Source organism: Kitasatospora sp. NPDC053308, assembly GCF_055585785.1.
Genome location: NZ_JBVJJY010000034.1, coordinates 34,712 through 46,342 on the forward strand (window position 1 = coordinate 34,712; position 11,631 = coordinate 46,342).

Consider the following 11,631-nt stretch of genomic DNA (forward strand, 5'->3'; position numbering starts at 1 on the left):
TTTTTCCCCCCTCCCCTACTCAATTCTTCTTCCCTCTGACCAGATCGGGGGCGGGGTCCCCCCCCCCCCCCCCCCTTCCCCCGCCCCCCCCCCCCCCCACGGCGGGGCGGCCGCGACGACGACCGCGTAGCCGACGGCGCCGACCGTGAGCCCGGCGCCCGCGCCGAAGCAGACCTCCGGCACCAGGTTCCGCTTCAGCGGAGCGAGCCGGTGCAGCACCCCGGCCGCCGTCGCCGCGCCCAGCACCGCGAGGGCCGCACCCCGCGCCCGGGGCGGGAGCCCGACGGCCGGCCGCACCGGCTCGACCGCCCGCACCGCGCGGGCCGCCCAGCCCCCCAGCGCCACCAGCGCGAGCGCCGAACTGCCGTACTGCAGCACCTCGTACAGCGGGACCCCGGCCACCGACCGGTCCAGTACGGGCAGCAGCCGAACGCCCAGCCGGCCCCCGTGCGTGAACGCGTCCCAGCCGACGTGGGTGGCCGCGCCGATCGCCGCCGACACCGCGAACCACACCGCGTCCGCGCGCCCGTCGGCCGCACCACCCCCGACCGTCCGACCAGCGCCCCGACGGACCGTCAGCGCCTCCGCACCGCCGGCCCACCGCTCGGGCAGCAGCGCGACCAGCGGTCCCCGCAGCAACCCGTGCCAGCCGGCCACCAGCGCACCGGCGATCGCCACGTCCAGCGTCGGCACCGCCCACCAGGCGTGCGTCAGGCTGCCCCGGCCGTACACGCCGGGCAGCAGCGACTCGGCGAAGAACGGCACGTCCGGCGCCATCGAGCCGGCGACCAGCGCCGACGCCACCAACGGCCCGCGCTCCCCGGCACGGCGCAGCAGCGGCAGGACGGCGGCGGGGTGGCTCAGCGTGAACGGCATGGCCCCATCCTCCCGCCCACCCCACCGCCCCGGCGAACCGGCCGAACCACCGCGCCCACCGACCCCACCGCCCCCGCCGACCCGGCCGACCCGCCGTAGCCGCTGCGCCCACCGCCCCGCCGCGCCCCCGGACTCGCCGGCCCCGGACCGCTACGCCGCGTCCGCCGTGCTCGCCAGCCCGACGGCCACCCGGCACCCCGCCTCCAGGTAGCGCAGCTCGCCGCTCCGCCGGGCGTCCAGGGTGGCCGCGAGCCGCCGGTACCGGCCCGGCGGCAGCAGTTCGGAGGCCTCGTCCAGCGTGACGAACCGCCAGCTGCGGAGTTCCTCCGGCTGCAGCAGCAGGTTCTGCCGACCCGCCGCGTCGAGCAGACCGCCGTCGTACATCAGCCGCAGGCCGCCCCGGCGCGGGCCGGTGCGCGGTTCCCAGTCGACGGCGAGCAGGCGCAGGCCGGACGGGTCCAGCCGCAGGCCGAGCTCCTCGGCGGTCTCCCGCAGGGCCGCGTCGGTGGGGGCCTCGCCGCGCTCCACCACGCCTCCGGGGAAGTCCCAGTCGGGCTTGTAGACGGGGTCGACGAGCAGGACGCGGTCCTGCTCGTCGAAGAGGAGGACCGCGGAGGCGACGGTGTCCCCGGTCGGGTCCGGGCTCTGGACGATCGGGCAGCGCGCGGCCCCGACCCGGACCAGCTCGGCGATCCGCAGGGCGGTCTCCCGGGGCGTGAGGTCGCCGGTGTCGATCATCCGGGCGTCCCCGACCAGCCAGCGGCGGGCCGCGCGGTAGCGCGGCAGGTGTTCCAGGCACCAGGCGCGGACCCGCTCGCTGCCCTCCGGGTCGCCCGGGCACTCCTCGCGATGGGCGATGCGCTCTCGCAGGATCGTTTCTTCTGGGTCCAGCACGAAGTGGTGCACCGCGATCCCGTGCGAGGCCAGGTCACCGAAGATCTCGTCCCGGTAGTCCTCTCTGAGCAGCGTCATCGGAACCACCAGCGGGCCCTCGACCTCGTCGAGCAGTGCCGCCGCCGTCTCGGGAACGAGTCGGCGCCAGGCCGCCAGGTCCTGGAAGTCGGACACCGTCGCCAGCCGGTCGGCCGGAAGCATCCGGCGCAGACCGAAACCCACCAGCTCGGGATCGAAGAGCATGCTCCCGGGCAGCAGTTCCACCAGCTCGCGGCAGGCACTGGTCTTGCCCGCCCCGAATGTGCCATTGACCCAGACGATCACAACGTCCCCTGCCCCTCGACTTCCCCCGATGCCGTTCGCACCGGGCAGCGCCCCCGTCGGCCGAACCAGCGCCACCCGTGGTGGTACCCGCGTCACGCCGCTCCCCATGCCTCCTCGGCATGCCTGCCCGTGCGTCCCGGCCTGCCCCGTGACAGCGGCATGTGCCCAGGCCAGGCGCGTGCTCGCCAAAATATGCAGACCGGTCTACATCAAAATTGCACCCCCTCACCACCGCTCACGCACAGCGGGTCCGGTGGGCCGACCTCCCGCGCACGCCCCACCCGCACGCCGCTCGCGCCCCCTCGCAACGCTCCTCGCGGTACGACGGCTCGCAGGACACCCGCTCCCTGCGCCCACCGGTCAGCCGGTCAGCCGGTCATCATGGTCGCCCCGTCCGGCGAGAACGACATCGGCGTCGTCCCCGGCGCCAACGCGCGGCTCACCCCGGACGAGGCCACGTCCGACCTGCCCGGCCTCCGCCTGCCCCCGTCGATGTGCCCGAACCCGGACCCCGAAACCCGCACCGTCGAGCGCCGGGACCGAACGCCGGGACCGAACGCGAGGACCACCGCACCCGGACCGCCGCACCCCGAACCCGCCGCACCCCTCACCCCGCACCCCGCACCCCGCACCCCGCACCCCGCACCACCGCACGCCGCACGGCACACGTCGGGGGCGCCGAACCGGGCGGCACCCCCGACGTGCGGACCGACGGACTCCGCGGACGCGCTACGGCCGGCCCATGTACGCCGGGTAGTAGCCGCTGCTGATCCCCGAGATCCGGATGTTGGTCCCCGGTCGCGCGGCCTCGACGTACTGGTTGTTGCCCAGGTAGATCGCCACGTGCTGGATGCCCCGCGCGGTTCCGTCCGGCGACCAGAACAGCAGGTCACCGCGGCGCAGCTGGCTCGCCTTGATCGGCGTGGTCGCGGCGTACTGGTCGTTGGCGACGCGCGGCAGGCTGATGCCGCCGCGCTTGAACGCCTGCTGCACCAGGCCCGAGCAGTCGTAGCCGTCCGGCCCGTTGCCGGCCGTCTTGAACGGCTTGCCCAGTTGGGCGAGCGCGTACTGCACGGCGGTCTCGACGTCCGGGTCCGAGGCGACCGACCCACCGGACGCGACCGAGCCCGAACCGGAACCCGAGGAGCCGCCGCCGGTCCGCGCCAGATAGATGTCGTAGTGCGTGGTCCAGCGCCACTCGCCCTTGCTGTTGCGGAACCAGTAGCGCGAGCCGTCCCAGCCCTGCTTGATCCCCCCGCTCGACCTGGTGCCGCCCGACGAGCCGGCCGTGGACTTCGTCCCGCCCCCGGTGCGTGCCAGGTAGACGTCGTAGTGCGAGGTCCAGCGCCACTGCCCCTGGCTGTTCTTGAACCAGTACCGGGAGCCGTCCCACCCGGCGTGCGCCGGCGCGGTCTCGGCGGCCGCGGGGCTCACGCCGGTGCCGAGGCCGAACACGCCCGCTCCGGTCGCGATCACGGCCACCATGCCTATCCCCCGGCGGATCCGGGCGGCCCGGGACGGACGGGAGGGACGGGCGGTGGCAGCGGACTGCTGCGCGGTCGGTTCGTCGGCGGCATCCGGCGCGCCGGTGTTGACGGTGGTCATCCTGCTGACTTCCTTCACTGCTGCGAGTTTGCGGATCGCCGCGGATCGCTACGGATCGCGGCGAACTGCCGCCGGACGGCGGCCGCGGAACTGCTTCGAACCCGCCGTACGCCCCGGCGATCACCGGGTCCGTACGGTTCGGCAGGCTCCCCGTCCGACACACCGCGGCTTCCGGCCGTGCGGCCGGAAGCCGCGGTGTGTCGCCCAGGGGATTCAGTTCTGCCTGCGTGTCACGTTAGGCACGCGTCCGCTCACAGCGCGCAGTGGAGTGCGCCAATGGGGGGTCGCCGGACGGGCGGGCACCGACGGCGCATCAGGGTGAACACCCGTCACCGCAGGAACGTCCGACACCGCCTCATCACCGGCCGCCGGCCTCCGCCAGCAGCTGCTTCTTGAGTACCTTTCCCAGGGCGTTCCTTGGCAGTTCGGGTACCAGCACGACCCGGCGCGGCCGCTTGTGCACCGAGAGCCGCTCCGCCACAAAGGCCGTCAGCTGTTCCCCCGTCACGGCACCGTCCGGGATCACGTACGCGACGATCGCCTGGCCGAGGTCCTCGTCCGGCACCCCGACCACCGCCGCGTCGGTGACCGACGGATGATCACGGAGCGCGGCCTCCACCTCGCCCGCGCCGATCCGGTAGCCGCCGCTCTTGATCAGGTCCACCGAGGCCCGGCCGACGATCCGGTGGAAGCCGTCCGCCCCGATCACCGCGACGTCGCCGGTCCGGAACCAGCCGTCCGCCGTCCACGCCTCCGCGTCCGCGTCCGGCCGGTTGAGGTACCCGCTGAACAGCGTCGGACCGGAGACCTGCAGCTCACCGACCGTCTCCCCGTCGTACGGCACCGGCGCGCCGTCCTCGCCGACCAGCCGGGTGCGCACCCCCTCCAGCGGCAGACCGACACTGCCCGGCCGCCGCTCGCCGTCCGCCCTGGTGCTGACGGTGATCAGCGACTCGGTCATCCCGTACCGCTCGATCGGGGCGTGCCCGGTGAGCACGGCCAGCTTCTCGAACACCGGTACGGGCAGCGGCGCGCTGCCGGAGACCAGCAGCCGGGCCCGGGACAGCCGGCTCGCAGCCCCCGGGTCCGCCGCCAGCCGGGACCACACCGTGGGGACGCCGAAGTACAGACTGCCGCCGGCCTCCGCGTACGCCTGCGGGGTGGGCCGGCCGGTGTGCACCAGCCGGCTGCCGGTCCGCAGGGCGCCGAGCACGCCGAGCAGCAGCCCGTGCACGTGGAACAGCGGCAGTCCGTGGGCGAGGGTGTCCTCGGCGGTCCACTCCCAGGCCGCGGCCAGGGCGTCCAGGTCGGCGGCGATCGCCGCACGCCGGATCACGGCGCCCTTCGGCGCGCCGGTGGTGCCCGAGGTGTAGAGCACGAAGCCGGTCGTGTCCGCGGCGGGCTCGGCGTGGGTGGCGGCCGAGCGCTGCAGGGGATCGACCGGCAGCCCGTCCACCGACCCGCCCTCGGGCAGCGCCTCGCCGACGGCGTGCGCGAGCAGCGCCGCGCCGGAGTCGCGCAGGATGTGCTCGCGCTCCTTGGGCCCGGAGTCGGGCGGCAACGGCACCACCGGGACGCCCGCCAGCAGGCCGCCGACCACGGCGACCACCGTCTCGACGGTGGGCCTGGCCAGCACCGCCAGCGCGGGGGCACCGGCCACCCGGTCCGCGACGGCGGTCGCCGCTCCCAGCAGTTCCTCCCGGGAGAGCGACCGGCCGTCGATCCGCAGCGCGTCCGCCGCGTCGCCGAAACCGCCCTGAAGTGCCGTCAGCAGTGCCATGCCATCGTCCTCGCCCTCGTCCCTCGCATCGCGCCACGTCCATCGCGCCACGTCCAAAGCGCCACGTCCCCGCGCCACTCGCACGGGTCATGAGCTCACCTCATACCGTGCACGTCACCCGCTCGGGTCATGAGTCGGGCTCATGGCCCTCGCCATGAACGAACCTCATGCCCCCGGGTATGAGCCGCACTCATGCCCCGCCATGAGGCGAGCTCATGTCCTGCCACGAGTCCACCTCATGCCCGCACGTCACGCGTCCGCGCCGACTCTACGGCCCGGGGCACCGCCCTGGGGGCCCCGGGCACGACGACGGAGGGCGTGGCACCGAGTACCCGGTGCCACGCCCTCCTCGCGTCCCCGCGGGATCAGGCCTTGCGGGCCTTCACCTCGGCGGTCAGCTGCGGCAGGACCTCGAAGAGGTCGCCGACCACGCCGTAGTCCACCAGCTCGAAGATCGGGGCCTCGGGGTCCTTGTTGACGGCCACGATGGTCTTCGAGGTCTGCATGCCCGCCCGGTGCTGGATCGCACCGGAGATGCCCGCCGCGATGTACAGCTGCGGGGAGACCTGCTTGCCGGTCTGGCCGACCTGGCTGCTGTGCGGGTACCAGCCCGCGTCCACCGCGGCCCGCGAGGCACCGACGGCCGCACCCAGCGCGTCCGCCAGCTCCTCCACCACACCGAAGCCCTCGGCCGCACCGACACCACGGCCACCGGAGACCACGATCGCGGCCTCGGTCAGCTCCGGACGCCCCGTCGACACCCGCGGCGTGCGCGAAGTCACCGTGGCGGCGTTCGCGCTGAACTCCACCGACACGTTCTCCACCGCACCCGCGGCCGGCGCGGCCTCCGGAGCCACCGCGTTCGGCTTGACGGTGATCACCGGCGCACCCTTGGTGACCTTCGACTTCACCTGGAACGAGGCCGCGAACACCGACTGCGTGGCGACCGGACCACCGTCACCGGCCTCCAGGTCCACCGCGTCGGTGATCAGACCGGAACCGATCCGCAGCGCCACGCGCGCGGCCACCTCCTTGCCCTCGCCCGACGAGGTGACCAGCACCGCCGCCACGTCGTTGGCCTTGGCGATCTGCGCCAGCGCGTCCACCTTCGGGACGACCAGCCGGTCGGCGAACTCCGCGCCGTCCGCGACGTACACCTTCGCCGCGCCGAACTCGCCGGCCTTCGCGGCGATCTCGGCGGCCGCGGCACCGGCGCCCAGCACGACGGCGGACGGCTCGCCGATACGGCGGGCCAGGGTCAGCAGTTCCACGGCCGGCTTGCGGACCACACCGTCGGCGTGGTCCACCAGAACCAGGATCTCAGCCATGATTCGTTGCTCCTGATCGATCGTTGGATGCGCGAACGGGGGGGATTAGATGAACTTCTGGTCGGCGAGGAAGCCGGCGAGCGCCTTGCCGCCCTCGCCCTCGTCCTTGACGACCGTGCCCGCGGTACGCGCCGGACGCGCGGCCACCGACTCCACCGCCGTCCACGAACCCGCCAGACCGACCTCGTCCGCCTCGATGCCCAGGTCGTCCAGGTCCAGCGACTCCACCGGCTTCTTCTTCGCCGCCATGATCCCCTTGAACGAGGGGTAACGGGCCTCGCCCGACTGGTCGGTCACCGACACCACGGCCGGCAGCGGCGCCTCGACCAGCTCGGTCGCCGCGTCACCGTCACGACGACCCCGGACCACCCCGCCCTCGACCGACACCTCGGACAGCAGCGTCACCTGCGGCACACCCAGACGCTCCGCCAGCAGCGCCGGCAGCACACCCATCGTCCCGTCCGTCGACGCCATGCCGCCGATCACCAGGTCGAACCCGGTCTTCTCCAGCGCCTTCGCCAGCACCGCCGACGTCCCGATCACATCCGAACCGTGGATGTCGTCGTCGTTCACGTGCACGGCCTTGTCCGCACCCATCGACAGCGCCTTGCGCAGCGCGTCCTTCGCGTCGTCCGGCCCGACCGTCAGCACCGTCACCTCGGCGCCCTCGTTCGCCTCCGCGATCCGCAGCGCCTGCTCCACGCCGTACTCGTCCAGCTCCGACAGGAGGCCGTCCACGCCATCCCGGTCGGTGGTGTGGTCGTCCGCGAAACGACGGTCACCCGTCGCATCCGGCACGTACTTCACACAGACAACGATCCTCAAGCTCACGGCCTTGTCTCCTGTACTGGTCTCGTCCGGCGGCTGCGGCTGTGCAAGCGGGGCGAACACGGAAACGCACCCGCTCCGGGCAGCGAATTCCCGTGCCGGTCCGGAACTTCCTGGCAGCATACTCGCCAGTAGCACGGTGGTCACTACTGGCCAGTAGCTTACGCCCGGCGCCCGCGCTCGCTGCCTGCGCCCATCCTGCCCCAGCCGTGGGCCGACTCCACCCGACGGGGCGAACCGATCCCCCCGGGATCCCGCCCCGACGCCCCGCCCGCCAGCCCTTGGCCGCCTACACCGCCCGCCCGAGCGCCGCGATCACGTCCGCCTTGCGCGGCTGCCCCGCCGCCCGACGCACCACCCGGCCCTCCGCGTCCAGCACCAGGACGGTCGGCGTCCGCCGGACCTCCAGCCGGCGGACCAGCTCCAGCCGCTCCTCGGCGTCCACCTCGACGTGCGCGACCCCCTCGACCATCCCGGCCACCTCGGCGAGCACCCGCCGGGTGGCCCGACAGGGCTGGCAGAAGACCGTCGAGAACTGCACCAGCGTCGCCCGCTCACCGAGCGGCCCGCCCAGCTCCGCCGCCGACAGCCGTACCGTCCCGTCCTGGGTGCCCACCCTCATCCTTCCGTCGCGCCCGGTCCGCAGCAGCCCGAACATGGTCGCCACCGCCAGCACGACAACGCACACCACCAGCCCGGTCATCCCCACCAGTGTGCGCCCGCCCCGGCGGGCCCCGAAAGACGGTCGACCACCGGGGGCACGCCGCGTACGATCGGCCGGTGGACTCCGAGCGTTCCAGACCGCCGCTGCCGACCGCCCGCCGCGTCACCGCCCCGGGCCGGGCCACCGACACCCGCCGCCGCTGACCCCACGTCGCCACCGCCCGCCGCTGCCGCCCGCCGCGACCCTCCCGGAGCCCCCGTGCAGACCGACCCCCGTGGTCCCCGTTTCGCCGCCGCGCTCACCACGGCCGTCCTGATCCTCGTCCTCCTGACCGACAGCAGCGTCCTCCTGGCCGGCCAGACGGCCGTCTTCGCCCTCGGCGCGTTCGCCGGTTTACGGCTCTGCCCGTACGACTGGCTCTTCCGGACCCTCGTCCTGCCCCGCCTGGCCCCGCCCTCGGAGACCGAGGACGAGCGGCCGCTGCGCTTCGGCCAGGGCATCCTCATGGTCTTCGCCGCGGTCGGCGTGCTCGGCTTCCTCACCGGGGTCACCTGGCTCGGCCTGCTGGCCACCTCGGCCGGCCTCGCCGCCGCCTTCCTCAACGCCGCCTTCGGCTACTGCGTCGGCTGCGAGCTCTACCCGGTCGTCCGGCGGGCCCAGGGCCGCCTCACCGCCGGCACCTGACCCGGGCCGCACACCCGGGGCGGCCGGGCCCGAGCCGGGGAACGGAGAAAGTTCCCGACCGGTTCATCACGGAGATCACACCGGGAAAATCGGCTTGTCCCCACGCCTCAGGTGACAGCAGGCACTCATTCGGGGGATCATCTCCAGGTATCACCCGTGACCGCCGCGGAGTGCCGTGCCCCGGTCGGCACCGCCCGCGCGTCGTGGGCCCCGCCGAACCGGGCTCCGGCCCGTGGAAGTCAGGACTGACCGTGGCAGAGTTCGTGTACCCGCCGGTGATCCGCGCCGCGCTCACCGCCTTCCGCGCGCTCGACGTGCGGATCCAGATCGTGGGCGCCGAACACATCCCCGCCACGGGAGGAGCGGTCCTGGTCAGCAACCACATCAGCTACCTGGACTTCCTCTTCGCCGGCCTCGGCGCCTACCGCGGCGGCAAGCGCAAGACCCGCTTCATGGCCAAGGACGACGTCTTCAAGCACCGGATCTCCGGCCCGCTGATGCGCGGCATGAAGCACATCCCCGTGGACCGCACCGACGGCCAGCCCGCGTACGAGGCCGCCGTGCGCGCCCTCAGGGCCGGCGAGGTGGTCGGGGTGTTCCCCGAGGCGACGATCAGCCGCTCCTTCATGCTCAAGAAGTTCAAGACCGGCGCCGCCCGGATGGCCGCCGACTCCGGCACCCCGCTGCTGCCCGTCGTCCTCTGGGGCACCCAGCAGCTCTGGACCAAGGGCCGCCCGAAGACCCTGACCAAGCGCCACGTCCCGGTCACCATCATGATCGGCGAGCCGATCCACCTCGGGCCGGACGACAAGCCCGTCATGGTCACCAGAAGACTCCGCGCCGCCATGAGCGAGATGCTCGACCAGGCCCAGCGCGAGTACCCCGGCAAGCCCTCCGGTCCGGACGACACCTGGTGGCTGCCCGCGCAGCTCGGCGGCACCGCGCCCACCCTGGAGGTCGCCGAGGCCGAGGACGAGGCGGAGGCCCACGCCAAGGCCGAGCGCCGCGCCGCCAAGGGCTGACGCCCCTACGGATACTCCGTGCGACCTAGCGAGCGCGTTCCGTCGCGTGTCGCCCGGCCGCCGACGCCCCCCGTCTGGCACAGTGACAGCTCCTCACAGGGCCTTCGTCCTGAATCGGCGACGGGGGCAAGACGTCGAGCGGTCGGAAAGGTCGGAAGCGGAGATGGCACGGATCACCGGCACACCGCACACACCCACGGGGCACACCCCCACGAGCAGGGCCCGCACCCGCGCCAGCGCCGGTGCGGGCCTTCTGCTTCTGGGCGCCCTGCTCACCGGCTGCGGGGCCGAGCCCGGAGAGATCCCGCTCTCGGAGATCCGGCCGGAGTCCCCCTCCGCCACCCAAGACCCGACGCCCGCCGCGACCCCCGGCGTGGTGGGCGCGGCGGCCGGCACCCCCGCCGCGGTCGCCGCGCACAACGGACTGATCGTCAGTCGGGCCTACACCGACGCCTCGCACACCACCAGCGCCATCGTCACCCTCGCCCCCGACGGCAGCGGCCAACGACAGATCACCCAGCCGGCGGACCACGTCCGCGACGACCGCCCCGACTGGTCCCCCGACGGCACCGCGGTCGTCTTCGACCGCACCGACCCGCAGACCGGTGCGGCCCGGCTCTGGACGGTCGCCGCCTCCGGCGACGACGCCCACCAGATCAGCCAGCTCTGCGACTCCTCCGGGGGAGGCGCCGACTGCGCCAACGAGGACGAACGCGCCCCCGCCTACTCCCCGGACGGCAAGCAACTCGCCTTCAGCCGCTCCTGGGGAGCCCTCGACCCGGCCGGCAACAACCAGACCCAGTACTCCGACCTCTACCTCATGAGCCCCGACGGCACCGACGTCCAGCGGCTCACCTTCCTCACCAACGACAAGCCGTACTCCGGCTCGGTCAGCAACCCCAGCTGGTCCCCCGACGGCAAACAGCTCACCTTCGAGTACCGCACCAGCGCCACCGGACAGCCCGCCAACAGCCGCGCCATCTACGTCGTCAGCGCGGACGGCACCGGCTTGCGCCAACTCACCCCCTGGGAGCTGCGGGCCGGCGACCGCGCCGACTGGTCCCCCGACGGAACCCGGATCCTCTTCACCACCTACCCGGCCGGCCCCGACAACGCCCCCGGCGGCGGCATCTACACCATCCACCCCGACGGCACCGCCATCGGCGCCCTCACCCCCGCGCCCTCGGACGCCTTCTACGGCTCCGCCGCCTACGCGCCCGACGGGCAGACCATCGTCTTCACCCAGGCCCCGGCGGGTGGCGGCGCCGACCTCTACAGCATGCGGGCGGACGGCACCGGCGTCGCCCGCCTCACCAACAGCACCGACAAGTGGCTCAACCGTCCGGCCTGGGGCACGGCCGAACCGCCGGCCGCCCCGACCCAGACCCCCCAGCCCGACGCCCAGGCACCCGCCCAGGCCCAGGGACAGCCCCCGACGGAGAAGCCCCAGGCCGACGACGAGTAGCAGAACGAAAAGGACGACGGAAACGTCAACGCGAAAAGACCCCCTCCCGGATCGGGAGGGGGTCTTTTCTGAATGATTGTTCGGCGGCGTCCTACTCTCCCACAGGGTCCCCCCTGCAGTACCATCGGCGCTGTGAGGCTTAGCTTCCGGGTTCGGAATGT

General features: G+C 73.6%; 10 protein-coding genes and 1 rRNA gene. 3 read left to right on the top strand and 8 right to left on the bottom strand.

Annotated features, from left to right (window positions below; translation table 11 throughout):
* Positions 1-15: 15 nt before the first annotated feature.
* The 7 genes from ACZ6Y7_RS36575 to ACZ6Y7_RS36605 all read right to left on the bottom strand — a co-directional run bounded on the left by ACZ6Y7_RS36575 (position 16) and on the right by ACZ6Y7_RS36605 (position 8,338).
* Positions 16-876, bottom strand: a complete 861-nt coding sequence (locus ACZ6Y7_RS36575; protein WP_465762285.1) for a DUF4184 family protein — start codon at positions 874-876, stop codon at positions 16-18.
* 150 nt (positions 877-1,026) lie between these two features.
* Positions 1,027-2,094: an NUDIX domain-containing protein gene (locus tag ACZ6Y7_RS36580; protein WP_465762286.1), complete on the bottom strand. Its 1,068-nt coding sequence runs from the start codon at positions 2,092-2,094 to the stop codon at positions 1,027-1,029.
* A 729-nt stretch (positions 2,095-2,823) separates the two neighbouring features.
* Entirely contained in the window at positions 2,824-3,699 is an 876-nt protein-coding gene (locus ACZ6Y7_RS36585; protein ID WP_465762287.1) for a C40 family peptidase, read from the bottom strand.
* Positions 3,700-4,057: 358 nt separating this feature from the next.
* Positions 4,058-5,479, bottom strand: coding sequence for an acyl-CoA synthetase (locus ACZ6Y7_RS36590; protein ID WP_465762288.1), 1,422 nt, complete (start codon positions 5,477-5,479; stop codon positions 4,058-4,060).
* Positions 5,480-5,844: 365 nt separating this feature from the next.
* The gene (locus ACZ6Y7_RS36595; RefSeq protein ID WP_465762289.1) at positions 5,845-6,807 is read right to left on the bottom strand and encodes an electron transfer flavoprotein subunit alpha/FixB family protein; all 963 of its coding nucleotides are present in this window, start codon (positions 6,805-6,807) and stop codon (positions 5,845-5,847) included.
* A gap of 45 nt (positions 6,808-6,852) precedes the next feature.
* Positions 6,853-7,638 (bottom strand): electron transfer flavoprotein subunit beta/FixA family protein, encoded by a 786-nt coding sequence (locus ACZ6Y7_RS36600; RefSeq protein WP_465759664.1) that lies wholly within the window; start codon positions 7,636-7,638, stop codon positions 6,853-6,855.
* Between the two features lie 286 nt (positions 7,639-7,924).
* Positions 7,925-8,338: a TlpA family protein disulfide reductase gene (locus ACZ6Y7_RS36605; protein ID WP_465762290.1), complete on the bottom strand. Its 414-nt coding sequence runs from the start codon at positions 8,336-8,338 to the stop codon at positions 7,925-7,927.
* A gap of 219 nt (positions 8,339-8,557) precedes the next feature.
* On the opposite strand from ACZ6Y7_RS36605, the gene ACZ6Y7_RS36610 reads away from it, so the two are divergent.
* The 3 genes from ACZ6Y7_RS36610 to ACZ6Y7_RS36620 all read left to right on the top strand — a co-directional run bounded on the left by ACZ6Y7_RS36610 (position 8,558) and on the right by ACZ6Y7_RS36620 (position 11,470).
* The gene (locus tag ACZ6Y7_RS36610) at positions 8,558-8,983 is read left to right on the top strand and encodes a DUF4395 domain-containing protein (RefSeq protein WP_465762291.1); all 426 of its coding nucleotides are present in this window, start codon (positions 8,558-8,560) and stop codon (positions 8,981-8,983) included.
* A gap of 251 nt (positions 8,984-9,234) precedes the next feature.
* The gene (locus ACZ6Y7_RS36615; RefSeq protein WP_465762292.1) at positions 9,235-10,005 is read left to right on the top strand and encodes a lysophospholipid acyltransferase family protein; all 771 of its coding nucleotides are present in this window, start codon (positions 9,235-9,237) and stop codon (positions 10,003-10,005) included.
* A 163-nt stretch (positions 10,006-10,168) separates the two neighbouring features.
* Positions 10,169-11,470: a TolB family protein gene (locus tag ACZ6Y7_RS36620; RefSeq protein WP_465762293.1), complete on the top strand. Its 1,302-nt coding sequence runs from the start codon at positions 10,169-10,171 to the stop codon at positions 11,468-11,470.
* Between the two features lie 78 nt (positions 11,471-11,548).
* Here ACZ6Y7_RS36620 and rrf read toward each other — a convergent pair.
* A 5S ribosomal RNA gene (rrf, locus tag ACZ6Y7_RS36625) occupies positions 11,549-11,631 on the bottom strand; the annotation flags it as partial.